Source organism: Methylobacterium sp. UNCCL125 (assembly GCF_900116795.1).
GTDB classification, from domain to species: domain Bacteria; phylum Pseudomonadota; class Alphaproteobacteria; order Rhizobiales; family Beijerinckiaceae; genus Methylobacterium; species Methylobacterium fujisawaense.
This window is the reverse complement of the sequence record NZ_FPBW01000017.1, coordinates 48873-66472: the sequence shown is the minus strand read 5'-3', so window position 1 is coordinate 66472 and position 17600 is coordinate 48873. Positions and strand designations below refer to the sequence as shown.

Sequence of the window (17600 nt, the reverse complement as noted above, 5' to 3'; positions counted from 1 at the left end):
CTCGCGGCCGCCCTCCCGATTCTCCTCCGTCAGCGAAGGGCGCCGGTCACGCCGCCTACGAGGCCGCCAACCGCGCCGAGCACGCTGCCCACCAAGCCGCTCACGAGGCTGCCCGCTTGGCCGACGACCCCCGAGACCGCACCGAGTTCCTGGCTTGCGTCGACCCCCAGGCCGACGGTGAGGCCGACCCCGAGGCCGCCGCCCACCTGGTCAAGCTCGGTGGCGCTCAGCTCGCGGACGGTATCGATGCTGTCCTGCATGATCGTTCTCCTGATTGAGATTCAAGAAGAAGTTTATTCTGCTCGATCTATTGTCTGATCGCAGCGTCGAGGCGCCTTGGACGTCGGCACCTGCCTTTAGGATTACAGAGATGTGCTTCGTGTCAATCGGTATCTGGCTGCCGATACGTGTCGAGTTCTCTCGAATTCGGCGAATGCGCAAAAACTGACCGGGCTTGCCTTTCCCAGGGCGCGCTCCAGGCGCTTTCGCATCAAGCGCCGTCTTCGCTGGGGCCCCGTGCCTCTCGACAGCATCGCGAAGACGCGATCTTTGCGCTGCAGCACGAGAGCGCGCAAAAATTGACCTTGTTTTGCGGCGCAAAACAAGCCGGATCCTCATTTCGTTCAAGTAATTGATATCGTTGAATTTTTATAGAAAAATGCGACAATCTGACGCGACATCGGGAATACAAAATTCGCATTCCCGTGCAGTGTTGACACAGCACTCGTACGATGCGACCGAGCAAGCCGGATGACGCCGAGGCGTGCTATCCTCGAAGATGTGGTCTCGTTCTGGGAAGGTTGCTTTAGCCGGGTGCCAAGTCCGCTCTTTCGACTGGAAGTTATAGAGGCGCGACGCAATGCGTGGCTGGGCGAGGCGCAGATCATCCAGCCTTTGCCGATCCGCATCGTGGCCCTGTCCTGCGTGGCCATGGTGGCGGCCATCGGCCTCTATGCCTGGCAGGGCACCTATACCCGCCGCATCCACGCCGTCGGCCTGCTCGCGCCCGATATCGGTCTGATCAGTCTCGCCAGCCCGGTCGCCGGCCGCGTCGGCTCGACGGGGGTGCGCGAGGGCGACAAGGTCGCCCGGGGGCAGCTGCTTTACACGATCGACCTCGACGCCGTGTCGGCGAGCGGGCCTACGCAGGAACGGGTGATCGCCGAGCTGGAGCGCCAGCGGCAGAGCGTGGAGCGGCAGCGGGCCGCCCGGGCCGATCTGGCCGGGACGGAGCGGCAGGCCCTCCGGGAGCAGGTGGCGAATCTGAGCGAGCAATCCGCCCAGCTCGCCAAGCAGATCGAGCTGCAGGAGAAGCTGGTGCCGCCGCTCCGGTCGCGGGTCGAGGAACTCGCCGACGCCGTGGCGCGCGGCTTCGCCCGCGCCGCCGATCTCCAGAGCCAGAACTACCTCTACATGCAGGCGAGCGCGCAGCTCGCGCAGTTCCAGCAGAGCCGCCTCCAGGTCGACGGCAAGCTCGCCGACACGAAATCCCAGCTCGCCGCCTACGACGACCGGCTGGCCCGCGACCTCGCCGACCTCGACCGGACCGCCGCCCAGCTGGCGCAGCAGAAGGCCGAGAGCGAGGCGCGCCGCGCCATCGAGGTCCGGGCACCGGAGGCCGGGACCCTGACGTCGATCCGCGCGCAGGTCGGCCAGACCGTGGCGGCCGGGGCGACGCTGCTGACCCTGCTGCCGAGCGCGGGGCGCCTCCAGGCCAACCTGTTCGTCGATTCGTCGGCCATCGGCTTCGCCGAGGCCGGCGCGCCGGTGATGCTGCGCTACGCCGCCTTCCCGTTCCAGCGCTTCGGCTTGCATCGCGGCGTCGTCACCGAGGTCACGCGGGCGCCGCTGGGCAGCGACGACGCCCCGGATTTCGCGCGGCGCGCCTCCGCCCGGGGGGAGGGGACCGACCTGTACCGCATCGTCGTCCGGCCCGATTCCGACACCGTGCTGGCCTATGGCGAGCGGCGCAGCCTCGAGGCGGGCATGCGGGTCGAGGCCGATATCGCCCTGGAGAAGCGGTCGCTCTACCGCTGGCTGCTCGATCCCGTCGCGCATGTCCGGGAAAGCCTCGCCCTCGTCACGCGCGGCGGCCTCGACGCCCTGCCGGTCCGGAAGGCGGCCCCGTGACGGCGCCATCCCGTGCCGCCCGGCTGGACTTCGGGCTTCGCCGCCGGGTGCCGGTCGTCCTGCAGGCCGAGGCCGCCGAATGCGGCATGGCCTGCCTCGCCATGGTCCTGGCCTATCACGGCCGCCAGCTCGACCTCGCCACGCTGCGCCGGCGCCATCCCCTGTCGCTCAAGGGCATGACCCTGCGCAACCTGATCGACCTCTGCGGCGCCCAGGGCCTGACCGCCCGCGCCCTGCGGGTCGAGCTCACGGATCTGCCCCGGCTCCGGCTCCCCTGCATCCTGCACTGGGGCCTCAACCACTTCGTGGTGCTGACCCGTGTCGAGCGCGGCGGCCTCGTCATCAACGATCCGGGCCGCGGCCGGCGCCGGATCAGCCTCGCGGAGGCCTCGCGGGAATTCACCGGTGTCGCCCTGGAGGCGGTGCCGAACCCGGGCTTCAAGCGCGAGCGGGCCAACCCGGGCCTGCGGCTGCGCGACCTGTTCCGCAACATGTCCGGCATCCGCGCCGCCCTGGCCCAGGTGCTGGCCCTCTCCCTGGGGATCGAACTCGTCGCCCTGCTGATGCCCATCGCCTCGCAGGTCGTGATCGACGAGGTGATCGTGAATGCCGACCACGACCTGCTCCTCGTGGTGGCGATCGGCCTCGGATTGCTGCTGCTGCTCCAGCTCGGCCTCAGCATCGCCCGGACCTGGGCGATCATGCTGGCCGGGACCCGGCTGAACTACCAATGGTCGGCCGGCCTGTTCGACCACCTGTCGCGGCTGCCCCTCGACTATTTCGAGAAGCGCCATGTCGGCGACGTGATCTCCCGGTTCGGCTCCCTGGCCACCATCCAGAAGGGCCTGACGACCGACCTCGTCCAGGCCGTCCTCGACGGCCTCATGGCGGTCGGGATGCTGGCCATGCTGATGGTCTATGGCGGCTGGCTGGTCGCCGTTGTTCTGGCCTCGACGGCACTCAACGCGATCCTCCGGGTCTTCGCCTACGGCGCCTATCGCGAGGGCAGCGAGGAGGCCCTCGTGGCCGAGGCCCGCCAGCAGACGCACTTCATCGAGACGGTCCGCGGCATGGCGAGCGTCAAGCTCCTCGACCTGCGCGAGCGGCGCGGCGGCGCCTGGATGAACCACTTCGTCACGGCCCTGAACGCCCGGCTGCGGCTGCAGCGCCTCGACCTCGTGTTCGGCCGTGCGAACGAGTTCCTGTTCGGCCTCGATCGCCTGATCCTGCTGGTGTTGGGCGCCCGCGCCGTGATCGGCGGGTCGCTGTCGCTCGGCATGCTGGTGGCGTTCCTGGCCTATCGCGACCAGTTCGCCACGCGGATCGGCAGCCTGATCGACGCGTGGTTCAAGCTGCGCATGCTCGACGTGCAGACCGACCGGCTCGCCGACATCGTGCTGTGCGAGCCCGAGGAGCAGGATCTCGCTGCCGCCGCGCCGCCCGCGGCGCCGGTCGTCGCCCTGAAGGCCGGGGCGCTCGCCGGCGTAGGCCTGGCGCTGCGCTACGGCGCGGACGAGCCCTGGATCTTCCGCGGGGTCTCGCTGTCGGTCCGGGCCGGCGCCTGCTTCGCGATCACCGGTCCCTCGGGATGCGGCAAGACCTCGCTCATGAAGGTGATGATGGGGCTGACGCCCCCGACCGAGGGGATCGTCGCCGCCGACGGCCAGGACATCCGCACCGCCGCCGGATCCTACCGCCGCCGGATCGCCGGCGTGATGCAGAACGACGGCCTGTTCGCGGGCTCCATCGCCGAGAACATCGCCGCCTTCGACGAGCATCCGGATGCCGGCTGGATCGCCGAATGTGCGGCCCGGGCCGCGATCCTGGACGACATCCGCCGCATGCCGATGGGCTTCGAGAGCCTCGTCGGCGACATGGGCTCGACCCTGTCGGGGGGCCAGAAGCAGCGCATCGTGCTGGCGCGCGCCCTCTACCGGCGGCCCGAGATCCTGTTCCTCGACGAGGCTACGAGCCATCTCGACGAGGCCACCGAGGCGGTGATCGCCGAGGCTCTGCGGGACCTGCGCATGACGCGGGTCATCGTGGCCCATCGCCCGGCGACGATCGCCCATGCGGACGCGGTGTTCGATTTCCCCGCCCAGGTCAGGGGCGCGGCGGATCTGGCTGCCGCGGGCTGACGCGGTTCGCCTGAGGCTGCGCGGGCCGGAGGTCGCCCGGTGCCAGGCCGAAGCGCTTGCGGAACCCGCGGTTGAAGGTCGGCACGTCGGTGAACCCGCACGCATAGGCGATCGAGGCGATCCGCACCTTGCCGTCGCGGGCGGCTTCCAGCCGTCGGCGCGCGAGGTCGAGGCGCGCGTCGCGGATCGCCGTCGCGATGCCGCCGGTCTCCGCGAAGGCGCGGTACAGGCTCGTCCGGGACAGGCCCAGCGCCCTCTGGATGTCCTGCGGGGCCAGGTCGGGATCGTGCATCCGGCGCGCGATATGGGCGCGGGCGAGCGAGACCACCGCCGCCTGCGAAACCTCCGCGGGCTTCGTGCGCCGGGCCGTGCCGTCGACGAGGTGGCCGAGAAGGTGCAGCACGCCCTCGATCGCAGTCTGTGCCTCGCCCTCGGACATCCAGGCGATGGAGGCGGCCACGGTGCACAGGCGTGTCCGGAACGCCACCCCGGCCGGGTGCGGGTTGAGGCTGCGGCCCGCGAAGGCGTCCGCATCGCCGACCCAGGCTTCGAAGACCTCGCGCGGCACGGCGAGCCGGATCTCGCCGTAGGCGCTCTGGGTGCCGGCCACGAAGGGCCGGTTCCGCGACAGGAAGCTGATATCACCGGGGTTCAGTTGGGCGCCGCGGCCGTGCTGCTCGTGATAGCCGATGCCGTCGAGCCCGAGGCCGATCACCACCATCGCGCGGGCGTTCCGGTCGACGTGCCGGGACCGGAACTCCAGCTCCACCGGGCTGCTGACCGTATGGGTCAGCGACCAGCCGGCCGACGCCACGGTCAGGCGTTTGGCCGCGAAGCGCTCCCGGGGATGCCGCCGGCCGATGTCGCCGAAAGCGGCCAGGGCCGTGCAGCGCCAGAATTCGAAGGCCTGCTTGGGCTCGACGTGATTGGTCGTCTCGACGAGGCTTGGGACGAGCACCGGGCTCAACACGTGTGACACTCCCGTCCGGCCCGGCGGCGCTGTCCCAGCGCCTGTGCAACTCTATCGTGTGAATCTTGCCGGATTGGCAACCGACGCCGATCGGGCCTGACGATGCGGGGCGTCCCCGCGCGGCCTATGCAACGGCCCGGCCGGACAGGCCGCGCGGTCCGGCAAGCAGCAGCGCGGCGCTGGCCCCGAGGACGATCGTGATCACCGCGAACATCGCGTGCGGTCCGTAGGCCGAAAGGACCGGCAGGAGGATGAGCGGCGCCAGGGCGGCGGCGACCCGGCCGCCGGCCCAGGCGCAGGTCATGGCCGAGGCCCGCAGCGGCGTCGGGAGGAGTTCCGTGGCGTAGACGGCGAGGACGCTGCCGTAGGTCGCCGCGGCGGTGTTGAAGGCGATGCCGACGAGAACCAGCGTCAGGAACGTGCCGCTCGCCGCGAAGGCCGTGCCCAGGGCCGCCATCGCGGCCGCCAGGGCCGTCAGGCAGGCGCGCCGCTCGAGCCGGTCGATCACCAGCGCGGTCAGGAGGGTGCCCAGCGGCGGGCCGAGCATCGACAGCGCGGCGAAGGCGAGGGATTGATCGACCCGGAAGCCCTTCTCCACCATCACGACGGCGCTGAGCAGCGGGAAGGCGATCGTCGCCAGGGGGGCGAGCGTGAAGAGGCCCACGAACAGGGCCGTCTGGCGCGTCTGGCGCGTCCCGGTGAACAGGGCGCGAAAGCCCGCCGGCCCGTGTATCGCCGGCCCGTGTATCGCCGGCGCTGGGGCGAGGTCGGCTGCTCCGACGACCGGCGCCCGGCCGGCCGCGCGCTCGAACCGGCGGCAGGCCCCGTCGGCCTCGACGGGTCGCCCGACCGAGGCCAGCCATCGCGGCGATTCCGGCAGCCCCGCGAACAGGATGCTGCCCAGGGCCGCCAGGGCGCCCCCGAGGATCAGGGCCCAGCGCCACGGCTCGACGCCGAGGGGAGCCCCCGGTGCGAGCGCCTGCACCAGGAGGAGGACGGCCAAGCCGCCGAGGAGCCCGATCCCGGCACAGACCATCAGTGTCGCGCCGCGGTGGCGCGCCGGCGTCACCTCGGCGAGGTAGGTCGCGACGAGGGGCGGAAACCCGCCGATCGCGAAACCCGAGACCGTGCGGGCGAGCGTCAGCGCCGTGAGCCCCTGGCTCGCGGCGGCCGCCAGAGATCCGGCGGCCATCAGCGCCAGGGAGGCCTGAAGGGCGCGCCTGCGGCCGAAGCGATCACCGAGGATCCCGAAGAAGGGGGCGCCCACCGCCCCACCGGCGAAGACGGAGGCGAGGAGCAGCGAGAGGCTGCCCCGTGGCATGTTGTGGGGCGGTGCGAGGAAGATGGCCGCCAAGGCGTTGCTCAAGGCGACCTCGGCGATGTCGGTGAACAGGCCCAGCGTGCAGACAGCGAGCGCCGCCACGTGGAGCCGCGTGATCGGGAGGGAATCGAGCCGCCGCGTGACGACCGCCACCGATCCGGCCGCGGGCGCGGCGCTATCGGAGGGCGTCGCAGCCTGCAGGCGGGCGTCCATCACGGGCGTTTGTCCTCTCCCGACCGGAGCGTGCGTGCAACCGGTGCCGCACCGCCATAGCTGCGCGCCTCGAACCGGGAAACGTGGTGGCGCTCACAAACGCACAATGCGCTGCTGTCGCGGGTCACACGAGATCCGGCGCCGCGCAGGCCGGCCGGCTGCCGCGGACGTCCCTGCCTCCCGCTCGTTTCGCCGACGGAGCGAAGCCGGCCTGGGCGCGCGCCGCGCTGATAGGGTCCGCAGCCGCCGGCTAGAAGCGCGGTTGCGTGTGCTTAGATCGATCGCGCTGCGATACGGGAGCGACCGGGCCGGGCCGATGGCCGATCACGTCGCCGTTGCGGTAGGCCTCCCGGATGTTGCGTCGTGCGGAGCGACCGGCCGTCCCACCGGGCTGCGTCACGGCCGAGTCGCCGGATGGCGCCAGGACGGTCTGTGCGGAGGCCGCTCCCCCGCCGAGCAGGGACAGGAGGACGACGCAGCCCGACAGACCCTTCATGCCCGCATTCCCCTCGCCTGATCGCGTCGTCCCAGCGTCGCCGGCGCGCGTCATAGGTCCATGGTATCTACGTCCACGCGGACGATCGGTTCACAAGCGAGCGCGAGGCTGGTCCGCCGAGCCCGGTGAGGCTCCCGGCGGGAGCCCGCCCGGCCATCGTGCGCGGGCGCGGTCGGGGTGCCGCGCGGCAGCCGGGAGCGGCGCCGGGGATCGCGCCGGTCAGGCCGCGTTGCGGCCGAGCCGGATCGCCTTGGCGATTTCCGAACGTCGCTCGGCATAGCCGGGCGCGGTCATCGGGTAGTCCTCCGGCAGCCCGTAGCGTGCGCGATACGAGGCCGGCGTCAGCCCATGCGCCGTGAGATGCCGCTTCAAGGTCTTGTAAGATCGGCCATCGATGAAGCTGACGATGCCGTCCGGGCGGACCGACCGATGGATCTGCGCGGGGGTCGGCTGCTCGTAGGGGATCTCGGCGGCCTTCGGCCGGTCTGTCAGTGCGAACAGGGCGCCGTGCACGGTGGCCAGAAGCGGCGGCAGGCTGGTGTGAGGAATTGCGTTGTTAGACAGGTAGGCCGTGACGACGCGCACCGCGACCTCGCTGATCGTCGATTCGAGATGGTCTTGGTCTTTCGGCAACGCGATCGATCGCATCTCTGGTCCCGGTAACCTCGCTCGGTCTTTATGACTACTCGTACATTATGGCCTGTCAATACTTGTTCGCATGTCCGGTAACCCTCTAATTATGCATACAAAATTTTATTGAGATCTCAGGGAGTCGGATCCGAAGGCTTATCGGTCTGCGCTGTTGTCTGAGGTTTTCAGCCTTCGCGCCGGGGTGGTCCACCGTCGGGCGCAGGGAATGTGCGGCTGCCTGAAGCCGGGCGAAGGAGCGCGGCCGATGCGACGGTCCGACGGGGCCGAGCCGTCGATGGATCCAGGCCGGCGCCGGACCTTGCTGGGTCATGCCTCGTTCGCGATGGGAGGCGCGCCGGACGGGGCGGGCTCTCGGGCGCGGCCGATCTTCGAGGGGTGGTGGGTGTGAGGCTGCGCCGGTTCTGTCTCGGGCGTGACGAAAATGTGGCAGAAGCTTGACTATTGTAGCGGAATCAGTTTATCCCTTGACCGTTGCCTTGCGGTTACACCCCCGAGACCTCTGGAGGTTCGGATGTGCGCGCGGAAGACCTTCTACATTTTCGTGGCGGCCACGGACGGTGAGCAGTTCTGCGCCGTCCGACAAGACCAGCCGATCCCGGCGATCATCGACGGTGTGCACTGGATGTATGTGGGCTGCATCGATACCGCGCGGGACAAGCCGTACGGGTTCGATGCGGACGCGGCGCATGCGGCGATGCGGCGGGGCGGCGTCTACCTCTACCGGCGCGAGCTGATGTTCCGGCGGGCCAATTTCCTGCTCGAAGCCGCCTGATGGGGGGCCGGACCGGTGCGGTTCTGGCGGGCGCGCTCGTCGTCGGTCTCGGGCTCGCCCCCGGCACCGCCGCGGCGCAGATGCCGACACGGGTCGGCACCTGCGTGGCGACCACGATCTCGCGGATCGGGACGCGGTTCAGCGACAAGCTCGTGAAGCCGAAGGGCGACGGGATCGACGAGGGGACGAGCGTCGATCTCAAGAACGGCGTCTACGGCGTCTCCTACGCCTATATCGACGCGATCGCGCGGTCGCGGGTTGGCGATCGGGTGATGACCTGCCTCGTCGCCCTGCCGACCGGCTGCCCCAAGGGCGACGATCGCGGCAAGATGTATACGACGACCAACCTGCGCACGCTGGATTCCTGGACTCTGCCGGACTCCCAGCACATGTGCGGCGGGGCCTGACCCGGCGGCGGTGAACCCGCCACCGGTGTGACCGCGTTTCCCCGCCGGGAGCCGGAATCGGGTCTCGGGGAGCGGAGGAGCATCCGTGTCGATCAGGAACGGTCTTGTCGCCCTCGTGCTGGCGGCGGTGGGGATAGTGCCGGCGTCCGCCTGGGCGTGGGGCGTTCCCGGATGCACCAACCTTCCCGAATACAACCGCGCCCTGGGCGCCCTGCAGGGCATGACGAGCGCCTGCGACATGAGCGTCGAGGAGGCCCGCCGGATCGTCGCGGCCCATGACGGCGTCGCGCCCGGTCCCCCGGCCGCCGCAGCGGCGCCGCAGGCCACGCCGCGGGTCGCCCCGCGCCATCGCCGGGCGCGGGCGCACCGGAGCGCACGTCCGCAGCCCCGCCGCTGAGACGGCTCTCCGCCGGCCGAGGGACGCTCAGGCCTCGTCCCCCGGCGCGGCCGGAGGATCCGTGCGGGTGCGGGCCCAGTCCCGGTCGCGCTCCGCCTGCCGGGCGCGCTGCTCCGCCACGTAGGCGTCCTGGTCGGCGCGCTCCCGCTTCCGGCGGCGGTCGGCGGCGGCCGCCGACCGCTTCTGCCACGCCTCCGTCTCGGCCTTCTGGCGGAGCAGTTCCTCGACCGTGATGGGCGTCACCGGCGCCTTGGGTTGCGCCCAGGGATATGGCTGCCGGGGCGGTGGCGGACGGGTCGCCCGGTGGGCCGATTCCTGTCCCGTCCGCCGGAGCGCTTCGGCCGCCTCGGCGAAGGTGAGGCCCGCGCCCCGGGCGATGCGCTCGGCGGCGGCCCGGGCGGCCGCGCGCTCACCCATCGTGGCGCCCTGGGCGGCGAGGGCGAGGCATTTTTCGAACCGGTCTCGGTCGGCGGGCGTCATGAACGGCGTCTTACCGCCAAGTCGGCCCGCCTGTCCCGTCGCCCCGAACCCGTCAGTCCCGCTTCGCGCTGGCCACCGCGTTGGTGAAGCTGTAGCTGCCGAGCTTCTCGCCGACCACCTGGATGGCGCCGTCCGTGAGGGAGTTCAGCCGTCGGGAGCGGATCTTCATGGTCCCGGAGATGCCGGCGTACTTGCCGGTTCCGCCGATCCACTCGCCCGTGCCCTCGTTGACCGCGCCCAGGGGCTGGACCGGATAGTCCCACTTCTCGAAGACGTGGTCGCCGTCGGCGTCGACGTAGTCGCAATAGCCGTGATTCTCGAGGGTCTTGGCGGCGGTGTCGATCAGCGGGGCGGAGGTGCAGCGTCCGGCCATGTTGTGCAGGAGCCGCCCGCCCGATTCGTTGACGGCGGTCATCATGTTGATCGTTGCCGAAGCCGTTCGGTTGTCGCCGATCGTGACAGGTTTCGGCGCAGAGATATTTGTCGATGTGTAAGTTATCCTGAAATCGCCCTGTCGCGGCATGTCCTCGGCGCGGGCCGTTATGGCAGCGGGCAGCATCAGGACGAGCGCGACAGCGGAGAGTCCTGGGGCGAATGCTGTGTGGATGGTCCTTCGTGTCATGGCGACCTCCCAGTCCGACGCTTTCAAGACCGGTCGGCATCGATCGCGCAATTGGACGACGGCCGAACGAATCGTGTGTGTCGAGTTAATATTGTTATAGCGAGTTTAAATATTCAATATGTTTGGAGTTTGACAGTTTTTGTCGCTCGATCTGCGCGTCGCCATCACTGCCGGGCCGGCTGGCGGTCCATATGCGCCTGGCCCGCCGTGCGTCTGGGGCCGGTCATGCCGCGCGATTCCGGCGCGTGGGCGGGCCGATGCTACGAGCGGGCGCGTCCGTCCCCGCCCGGACCGATCACCGGCAAGCCGGTCCCGTCCGGCAGGCCGCCGAGCACCACGAGGATCCGTCCCAAGAGCGCCCGCGAGTGCCGCGCGCCACTGCCGGCGCGGTCCGGCCGCCCCGGACGGCCCTCGTAGGCCGCGCGCAGCCGGGCGAGCTGACGTCCGCGCGTTTCGGGATCGCTGGAGCCCATGGTCCATCCCCCCGGCGGGCTCTGATCCGCGGTGCGCCCCCGCGAACGAGCCTTCGACCATCCCGAGTCGGGGAGTTGGAAAACCGTGTCTGAACGGTCCCTACGACCTTTAGCGCCGGAACGCCTGGACATGCGTCGCAGGCTCCCCGACCGTATGGCCAAGGATGCGGGTGCCGTTCTGGTCGGCACCAACCATCAGACAGGGGGTTCCACGCCCCAGGGCCGCGCGTACGGCCCCGCTGGCGTTTTAGTCGCGTCTAGGAACGAAATCCAGCCCGGCGTGCCGCCCTGCGTTCGACATGGCGGAAGCCGGCATCGATCAGGAGAGCCAGCGCCGACACCACGAGGCCGCCCTGCAGCACGTAGGCGGTGTTGCCGGTGAGGAGGCCGGAGATGATCACTTCGCCGAGGGTGCTGGCCGCCACCGTCGAGCCGATGGTCGCCGTCGCGAGGCCGATGACGGCAGCGAGGCGGATCCCCGACAGGATCATCGGCAGCGCCAGGGGCAGTTCGACGCGGAGGAGCCGCTGCCGGTCGGTCATGCCCATGCCGCGCGCGGCCTCCATCAGCGCGGGATCGAGCCCGTCGAGCCCGGTGAGCGCGGTCTCGAAGATCGGCAGGAGCCCGTAGAGCACCAGGGCGATCAGGGTCGGGACGGCGCCGAACCCGAAGATCGGCACCGCCAGGGCCAGGACCGCCACCGGCGGAAAGGTCTGCCCGATCCGGGCCACCGACCGGGCGAACGGCAGCACGTCGCGCCCGGCCGGCCGGGTGGCCGCGACCGCCAGGCCGACGGCGATCGCGGCGGCCGTCAGGGTCGCGGCGGCGACCAGCAGGAGGTGATTGACGGCGAGCGTCAGCAGCGGCGTCTGCGCGTAGATCGGCGGCGTGTCGCCGGGGGCGAACGGCTGAAACAGGGGCGCGAATCGGCCCGGAGCGACCAGGAACACGCCGAGGAGGGCGAGGAGCGCGGCCCAGGCGAGAGGCGGGGCCCGGCTCACGGCCGGCCGCCCTGCGCCTCGAGGGCCGCCCGCGTCACCCGTCCCAGGATGACGCCGTCGCGGCTGACCGGCAGGGCCGGGCGCCGGGACCACAGGCTCTCCGCGAGGGCGGCCCGTACCGAGGTCCCGGCCGGGATGGGCGGGCCCGGCGCCGGGCCGGGCTCCACCAGATCGTCCACCACGCGCAGGGCCATGAGCTGGAAGGCCCGGTCGCCGCTGCCGAGGAGGGTGCCGACGAAGGCGGTGGCGGGTGCGCCGAGAAGGTCTGCCGGCGGCGCCTCCTGCACGAGGCGCCCGGCATCCATCACGGCGATCCGGTGTCCGAGGTGGAGGGCCTCGTCCATGTCGTGGGTCACCAGCACGATCGTGGTGTTGTAGCGCTGCTGGATCGTCCGCAGATCCTCCTGCGCCCGACCGCGGATGATCGGATCGAGGGCGCCGAAGGGCTCGTCCATGAGCAGGATCGGCGGCTCGGCGGCGAGCGCCCGGGCGACGCCGATCCGCTGCTGTTCGCCGCCGGAGAGCGCCGCCGGCAGGCGATCCCGGTAGGCCGCCGGATCGAGGTTGAACAGGCTGAGGAGTTCGTCGACCCGGGCGGCGATCCGCCTCCGGTCCCAGTCGAGCAGCTTCGGCACCACCGCGATGTTCTCCGCGACCGTGCGGTGGGGGAACAGCCCGTGTCCCTGGATGGCGTAGCCGATCCCGCGCCGCAGGAGATGCGGGGGCACGTCCCGGATGTCGCGGCCTGCGATCCGGATCGTGCCGGCGCTCGGCTCGATCAGGCGGTTGATCATCCGCAGCAGGGTGGTCTTGCCCGATCCCGAGGTGCCGACCACCGTCAGGATCGTCCCGGCCTCGACCCGGAGGGTCACGTCCGCCACGACCGTGCGTCCTTCGAAGACGCGGCTCACCTGGGCGAGGTCGATCATGGAACCCGCTCCGCCGCCCGGCCCCGGCTCAGATCGACGACCGCGTCGAGCAGCACCGCGGCGCCGGTCGCCATGGCGACGGTCGGCAGCGCGCCGAGGAGGACGAGGTCGCCCGCATTCTGGCTGATGCCCTGGAAGACGAACACGCCGAGGCCGCCGCCGCCCACGAGCCCCGCGATCACCGCAAGCCCGATGTTCTGGACGAGGACGATCCGGATTCCGGTCAGGATCGCCGGGAGGGCGAGGGGCAGCTCCACCTGGAGCAGCCGCTGCCGCGCGGTCATGCCGACGCCCCGGGCGGCGTCGCGCACCGGCCAGGGCACGGCATCGAGGCCCGCGACAGTCGCGGCGGCCACGGGCAGGAGCGCGTAGGCGAACAGCGCCACGAAGGCCGGCGCGGCGCCGATTCCCGCAATGCCGAGGGCGGCCGCGCCCGGGACCGCCCGGCCGATCCAGGCCAGGGGCGCGATCAGCATCCCGAACAGCGCCATGGAGGGGATGGTCTGCACGACGTTGAGGGTCGCGAGCAGGCCCGTCCGCAGCGCAGGAACCGGGCGCGCCAGGATGGCCGCCGGGATCCCCAGAGCGGCGGCGGCCGCCACCGAGGTGAGGGCGAGGGCGGCATGGGTCCGCAACTCCCGGCCGAACGTGTCGGAGCGGCTGGCATATTCCCGCAGCACCGAGAGGTTGTTCCAGAACCCGGTCCGCAGGGCGAGTCCCGTCGCGGCGACCAGCAGGGCCAGCAGGGCGATCCGCAGGATCGGTCCCGGCCGCAGCCGCGCCAGCCCGTCGCCGACGGCGAGGGCCGCCGTCGCGAAGGCGAGCCACCAGCCTGCATCCGGCGAGACCCGGCCGTACCTGTCGCCCGGCAGGGTCAGGTGATCGGCCGCCCAGCCGGCCGACAGGCCGAGGAGCAGGAGGATCGCGGCGGCGGCGGCGAGGCGCAGGGGCGGCGCCGCCCGGAGCGCCAGCAGCGGCAGGCCGAGGGCGACGACGCCTCCGAGGAGGAGCACCGCATCCGACGGGAGGGCGGACCAGGCCGTCAGCCCGGTGCCGGCCGCGATCCGGTTCGGCCGGGTCGTCATCAGCGGCAGGGCGAGCAGGCTCAGTCCCAGCAGGGCCGCGAAGGCCGAGCCCAGCGGATCGACGCCCGGGCGGAGCAGCCCCGTCGCGGAATGTCCCCCCATCCTCAAGCTCCGACGGCGCCGGCGCGCGCGGGCCCGCGCAAAAGTGGCCGGCCTCGCGACGAGTCCCCGCGACCCGCCGAGAACCCATGCCGGCAGAGTCTCGGCTTGTCGACGCGTGTCAGCGCACGAATCCGTTCTGCCGGAGGAAGTCCGCCGCGACCGCGGAGGCGGGTTCGCCGCCGATCTGGACGCGGCCGTTGAGATCCCGGAGCGTCGCCAGGTCGAGCCTGCGGAAGATCGGATCCAGCACCGTGGCGATCTCGGGATGGGCCATGAGGACCGCCCCGCGGACCACCGGCGCCGGCTGATAGACCGGCTGGACGCCCTTGTCGTCGTCCATCGTCACGAGGCGCGCGACCGCGAGGGCGCCATCGGTGCCGAACACCATGGCGGCGTTCGTGCCGGACGTGCCCCGCGCCGCCGCGGCGATCGTGGCGGCCGTGTCGCCGCCGGCCAGGATGACGAGCTGCTCCGGCTTGAGGGTGAAGCCGTAGGTCCTGCCGAAGGCCGGCAGGGCGCCCGGGGCGGTCACGAATTCCGACGCGGCGGCGAGCTTGATCGCGCCGCCGCCCGCTACGTAGCGGCCGAAGTCGCTCAGGGTCTTCAGGCCCGCGGCCTGCGCGATCTCCTGGCGCACCGCGATCGCCCAGGTGTTGTTGGCCGAGGCCGGCGTCAGCCAGACGAGGTCGTTGGCCGCGCGATCCAGGTCCCGGGCCGTCCGGTAGGCCGCCTCGGGATCCTTCCAGACCGGGAGATCCGCCTTCCCGAAGAAGAACGCCGCGTTGCCGGTGTATTCCGGATAGATGTCGATCTGACCCTCGATCAGGGCCTGGCGCACGATCGCGGTGGCGCCGAGCTGGATCTTGTCGACCGTCGGGAGGCCCCGGGCCTGCAGGGCCTGCAGGATGATGTTGCCGAGCACCCCGCCCTCCGTGTCGATCTTGGAGGCCACGACGATCCCGGCCGCCGGCGCGCCGGGCGTCGGGCCACATTGGGCGACCAGCAGCGCCAGGGCCGGCGCGACGAACCACGCGAGGATCCGCCTCACCTTGGCCTTCGGATCCCCCGTTCGCGTCGTCCGGTCTCGGCGGGCGCCTGCCGCGCGCGATGTCCGGCTGGGGCGGGCGATGATCCCGTTGAGCCCGAGAGACAGGCCGGCGGCCACGGTCGCGACGCGATTCGACTTCCGTTTCATGGGGATGGCTTCGCCGCCTTTGCACGCGCAGCTGAGGGATCCGGCCACGCGCCGCTCATCGCTCCCGCGCCGCTCTCGGTCCCCTCGCGAGGCTCGTGACGACAGGGATGACCTCCGCGCCCGGCGCCTCCGACCTCGACTGTATCAAATCAACGCACTCCGGTTAATAATGTTTAACCTTTACGCGATCCTGACGCGAACAATCCTAGCCTTAGAGATATAATGTTGAGTAGATCGTTTGCGTCGAAAGGAGGGGAGTATGTCGTATTCGATTCTGGTCCGCGATCTCGCCCGCGAACCTGGCGGTGCTCCCAAACTTCTGGCCTACGACATTCACGACCGGTCGGCGGCGGAGACTCTCGTTTCCGTGATAGCCACGTCGTACCGGGATCACGGTTTCAACCCCGCCACCCGCGTCCACTGGTTTCGGCACGAGGGCGGGGTGCGCGAGATCTTCACCTGGCCGCGGCAGTGACCGCCGGCGCGCCGCCTCAGGTGCCGCAGAAGGTGCGGTAGCCGACGCCACCGTCATCGGGCGCCATGGCGAAGGCGGCCTGATCCGGCTGATCCACGTAGGGGCGGGACAGCACGGTCAGCAGCGTCTCGAACGGGGCGAAATCCCCCCGTTCCACGGCTGCCTCGATCATCGCCTCGACCCGGTGGTTGCGCGGGATGAAGGCCGGATTGACCCGGCGCATCGCGGCGGCGGTCTCGGCCGGGTCGCGGGCCTCCTGCGCGAGCCGCCCGCGCCAGTCCTTCGCCCAGGCATCGTAGGCCGTTGGATCGACGAACAGGTCGCGCACGCCCGCGTCGGCCTCCGGCCGCTCCGCGGCGGCGCAGAGCGTGCGGAACGTCAAGGTGAAGTCGGCCCGATTCTCGGCCATGCGCTTGAGGAGGTCGCCCGCCAAAGCGGCGTCGCCGTCCCGGGTCTCGGCGAGGCCGAGCTTGCGGGCGAGGCCGCCGTGATAGGCCGTCTCGAAGCGCGCCGCATAGGAGGCCAGCGCCGCCTCGGCCTCGGCGACCGAGCCCGCCTCGTCCTCCGCGAGCAGCGGCAGCAGGGTCTCGGCCAGCCGCGTCAGGTTCCACAGCGCGATGCGCGGCTGCTGGCCGTAGGCGTAGCGGCCGTTGCGGTCGATGGAGCTGAAGACGGTCCCGGGATCGTAGGCGTCGAGGAAGGCGCAGGGTCCGTAATCGATCGTCTCGCCGGCGATCGACATGTTGTCGGTGTTCATGACCCCGTGGACGAAGCCCACATGCAGCCAGCGGGCGACGAGTTCGGCCTGGGCGGCGATGACGCCCTCCAGCAGCGCGCGGTAGGGGTTCGCGGCCGAAGCGGCCTCGGGATAGTGCCGGGCCACGACGTGGTCGGCGAGCGCCCGCAGGCCCTCGACATCGCCCCGGACCGCGAAGAACTGGAACGTCCCGACCCGGATGTGACTCGCGGCCACGCGGGTGAGGACCGCGCCCGGCAGGAGCGTCTCGCGCACCACCGGCTCGCCGGTCGTCACGGCGGCGAGCGCCCGGGTGGTCGGGATGCCGAGCGCCGCCATGGCCTCGCTGACGAGATACTCGCGCAGCACCGGACCAAGCGCTGCCCGCCCGTCGCCCCGCCGGGAGAACGGTGTCGGGCCCGCGCCCTTCAGCTGGATATCGCGGCGCTGCCCAGTCCGGTCGAGCACTTCGCCCAGGAGGACCGCGCGGCCGTCGCCGAGCTGCGGCACGAACTGGCCGAACTGATGTCCGGCATAGGCCGCCGCGATCGGATCGGCGCCCTCCGGGACGGCGTTTCCCGCAAGGGCCGCCACGCCGTCCGGGCCGGCAAGCCAGTCCGGATCGAGGCCGAGCTCCGCGGCGAGCGCCCGGTTCAGCCGGACGAGACGCGGGGCCGCCACGGGCGTCGGCGGCCGGCGCGCGTAGAAGCGCTCCGGCAGGCGGGCGTAGCTGTTGTCGAAGGGGAGTGCCGTCATCGTCGGGATCTATGGACGGTGGGCACGGGGGACAAGCGGAAGCCGGAAGGAGCTCGTCGATCGCGTCACCGCCGGCCGGCCGGTTCGTTTCCACCGATGCGTGCCGCAGCGCTCGCGGCAGACGGGCCCGGTTCCGTGCACCCGCTCTGGCCCCACCGGCAGGCGCGGCCTGTGATGGCGGCCCGATCCGCGGGGCACGACCGCCACGGCGGCGGGGCCATGCCGCGTCTGTCCCGCCGGACCGATATCCC

General features: G+C 71.2%; 19 protein-coding genes. 6 read left to right on the top strand and 13 right to left on the bottom strand.

What is annotated here, in order from left to right:
- Positions 1-29 precede the first annotated feature (29 nt).
- Positions 30-260 carry a hypothetical protein gene (locus BM396_RS18215; protein WP_043357549.1) on the bottom strand — a complete coding sequence of 77 codons (231 nt, stop codon included), beginning with the start codon at positions 258-260 and terminating at the stop codon, positions 30-32.
- A 553-nt stretch (positions 261-813) separates the two neighbouring features.
- Between BM396_RS18215 and BM396_RS18210 the strand changes: the two genes are divergently transcribed.
- Positions 814-2130 carry an HlyD family secretion protein gene (locus tag BM396_RS18210; protein ID WP_043389035.1) on the top strand — a complete coding sequence of 439 codons (1317 nt, stop codon included), beginning with the start codon at positions 814-816 and terminating at the stop codon, positions 2128-2130.
- On the top strand, positions 2127-4268 hold the full coding sequence (locus BM396_RS18205) for a peptidase domain-containing ABC transporter (protein WP_043389033.1): 2142 nt from the start codon (positions 2127-2129) through the stop codon (positions 4266-4268). Before BM396_RS18210 ends, BM396_RS18205 begins: the two co-directional genes overlap by 4 nt.
- On the opposite strand, the gene BM396_RS18200 is transcribed toward BM396_RS18205, so the two are convergent.
- The 4 genes from BM396_RS18200 to BM396_RS18185 form a co-directional block, all read right to left on the bottom strand.
- Positions 4234-5238: a helix-turn-helix domain-containing protein gene (locus BM396_RS18200; protein WP_051045118.1), complete on the bottom strand. Its 1005-nt coding sequence runs from the start codon at positions 5236-5238 to the stop codon at positions 4234-4236. The two genes, BM396_RS18205 and BM396_RS18200, sit on opposite strands and share 35 nt — an antisense overlap.
- Positions 5239-5362: 124 nt before the next feature.
- A complete protein-coding gene (locus BM396_RS18195; RefSeq protein WP_244538906.1) occupies positions 5363-6772 on the bottom strand; it encodes an MFS transporter in 1410 nt (469 codons plus the stop codon).
- 250 nt (positions 6773-7022) lie between these two features.
- On the bottom strand, positions 7023-7268 hold the full coding sequence (locus tag BM396_RS18190) for a hypothetical protein (RefSeq protein ID WP_043389028.1): 246 nt from the start codon (positions 7266-7268) through the stop codon (positions 7023-7025).
- A gap of 219 nt (positions 7269-7487) precedes the next feature.
- A complete protein-coding gene (locus BM396_RS18185) occupies positions 7488-7901 on the bottom strand; it encodes a Ros/MucR family transcriptional regulator (RefSeq protein ID WP_043389239.1) in 414 nt (137 codons plus the stop codon).
- 529 nt (positions 7902-8430) lie between these two features.
- Here BM396_RS18185 and BM396_RS18180 point away from each other — a divergent pair.
- The 3 genes from BM396_RS18180 (at position 8431) to BM396_RS18170 (ending at position 9495) form a co-directional block, all read left to right on the top strand.
- On the top strand, positions 8431-8691 hold the full coding sequence (locus BM396_RS18180) for a hypothetical protein (RefSeq protein WP_043357527.1): 261 nt from the start codon (positions 8431-8433) through the stop codon (positions 8689-8691).
- Positions 8691-9098 carry a hypothetical protein gene (locus BM396_RS18175; protein WP_043389025.1) on the top strand — a complete coding sequence of 136 codons (408 nt, stop codon included), beginning with the start codon at positions 8691-8693 and terminating at the stop codon, positions 9096-9098. The genes BM396_RS18180 and BM396_RS18175 overlap by 1 nt, the downstream gene beginning before the upstream one ends.
- Before the next feature lie 85 nt (positions 9099-9183).
- Positions 9184-9495, top strand: coding sequence for a hypothetical protein (locus BM396_RS18170; protein WP_043389023.1), 312 nt, complete (start codon positions 9184-9186; stop codon positions 9493-9495).
- A gap of 27 nt (positions 9496-9522) precedes the next feature.
- On the opposite strand, the gene BM396_RS18165 is transcribed toward BM396_RS18170, so the two are convergent.
- From BM396_RS18165 to BM396_RS18135, 7 genes are all read right to left on the bottom strand, one after another.
- Positions 9523-9975, bottom strand: coding sequence for a hypothetical protein (locus BM396_RS18165; RefSeq protein WP_043389021.1), 453 nt, complete (start codon positions 9973-9975; stop codon positions 9523-9525).
- 52 nt (positions 9976-10027) lie between these two features.
- Positions 10028-10393: a hypothetical protein gene (locus tag BM396_RS18160; protein ID WP_236952768.1), complete on the bottom strand. Its 366-nt coding sequence runs from the start codon at positions 10391-10393 to the stop codon at positions 10028-10030.
- A gap of 464 nt (positions 10394-10857) precedes the next feature.
- The gene (locus tag BM396_RS18155; protein WP_043389020.1) at positions 10858-11070 is read right to left on the bottom strand and encodes a hypothetical protein; all 213 of its coding nucleotides are present in this window, start codon (positions 11068-11070) and stop codon (positions 10858-10860) included.
- A 257-nt stretch (positions 11071-11327) separates the two neighbouring features.
- Positions 11328-12071, bottom strand: a complete 744-nt coding sequence (locus BM396_RS18150; protein ID WP_043389017.1) for an ABC transporter permease — start codon at positions 12069-12071, stop codon at positions 11328-11330.
- Positions 12068-13000: an ABC transporter ATP-binding protein gene (locus BM396_RS18145; protein ID WP_043389016.1), complete on the bottom strand. Its 933-nt coding sequence runs from the start codon at positions 12998-13000 to the stop codon at positions 12068-12070. The genes BM396_RS18150 and BM396_RS18145 overlap by 4 nt, the downstream gene beginning before the upstream one ends.
- Entirely contained in the window at positions 12997-14187 is a 1191-nt protein-coding gene (locus BM396_RS18140) for an ABC transporter permease (RefSeq protein WP_043389013.1), read from the bottom strand. The genes BM396_RS18145 and BM396_RS18140 overlap by 4 nt, the downstream gene beginning before the upstream one ends.
- Positions 14188-14305: 118 nt before the next feature.
- Positions 14306-15382 (bottom strand): glycine betaine ABC transporter substrate-binding protein OsmF, encoded by a 1077-nt coding sequence (locus BM396_RS18135; protein ID WP_244538905.1) that lies wholly within the window; start codon positions 15380-15382, stop codon positions 14306-14308.
- Positions 15383-15641: 259 nt separating this feature from the next.
- On the opposite strand from BM396_RS18135, the gene BM396_RS18130 reads away from it, so the two are divergent.
- Positions 15642-15857, top strand: coding sequence for a hypothetical protein (locus BM396_RS18130; protein ID WP_043357502.1), 216 nt, complete (start codon positions 15642-15644; stop codon positions 15855-15857).
- Positions 15858-15873: 16 nt separating this feature from the next.
- Here the strand turns inward: BM396_RS18130 and BM396_RS18125 are convergent, their stop codons facing one another.
- Positions 15874-17349 (bottom strand): protein adenylyltransferase SelO, encoded by a 1476-nt coding sequence (locus tag BM396_RS18125; RefSeq protein ID WP_043389009.1) that lies wholly within the window; start codon positions 17347-17349, stop codon positions 15874-15876.
- Between the last annotated feature and the right edge of the window lie 251 nt (positions 17350-17600).

What these genes read in the sequence shown, in the direction of transcription:
- BM396_RS18215 (WP_043357549.1), bottom strand. Translation starts at nt 260, where the DNA reads ATGCAGGACAGCATCGATACCGTCCGCGAGCTGAGCGCCACCGAGCTT.
- BM396_RS18195 (WP_244538906.1), bottom strand. Translation starts at nt 6,772, where the DNA reads ATGGACGCCCGCCTGCAGGCTGCGACGCCCTCCGATAGCGCCGCGCCC.
- BM396_RS18190 (WP_043389028.1), bottom strand. Translation starts at nt 7,268, where the DNA reads ATGAAGGGTCTGTCGGGCTGCGTCGTCCTCCTGTCCCTGCTCGGCGGG.
- BM396_RS18180 (WP_043357527.1), top strand. Translation starts at nt 8,431, where the DNA reads ATGTGCGCGCGGAAGACCTTCTACATTTTCGTGGCGGCCACGGACGGT.
- BM396_RS18175 (WP_043389025.1), top strand. Translation starts at nt 8,691, where the DNA reads ATGGGGGGCCGGACCGGTGCGGTTCTGGCGGGCGCGCTCGTCGTCGGT.
- BM396_RS18165 (WP_043389021.1), bottom strand. Translation starts at nt 9,975, where the DNA reads ATGACGCCCGCCGACCGAGACCGGTTCGAAAAATGCCTCGCCCTCGCC.
- BM396_RS18160 (WP_236952768.1), bottom strand. Translation starts at nt 10,393, where the DNA reads ATGATGACCGCCGTCAACGAATCGGGCGGGCGGCTCCTGCACAACATG.
- BM396_RS18155 (WP_043389020.1), bottom strand. Translation starts at nt 11,070, where the DNA reads ATGGGCTCCAGCGATCCCGAAACGCGCGGACGTCAGCTCGCCCGGCTG.
- BM396_RS18145 (WP_043389016.1), bottom strand. Translation starts at nt 13,000, where the DNA reads ATGATCGACCTCGCCCAGGTGAGCCGCGTCTTCGAAGGACGCACGGTC.
- BM396_RS18140 (WP_043389013.1), bottom strand. Translation starts at nt 14,187, where the DNA reads ATGGGGGGACATTCCGCGACGGGGCTGCTCCGCCCGGGCGTCGATCCG.
- BM396_RS18135 (WP_244538905.1), bottom strand. Translation starts at nt 15,382, where the DNA reads ATGAAACGGAAGTCGAATCGCGTCGCGACCGTGGCCGCCGGCCTGTCT.
- BM396_RS18130 (WP_043357502.1), top strand. Translation starts at nt 15,642, where the DNA reads ATGTCGTATTCGATTCTGGTCCGCGATCTCGCCCGCGAACCTGGCGGT.
- BM396_RS18125 (WP_043389009.1), bottom strand. Translation starts at nt 17,349, where the DNA reads ATGACGGCACTCCCCTTCGACAACAGCTACGCCCGCCTGCCGGAGCGC.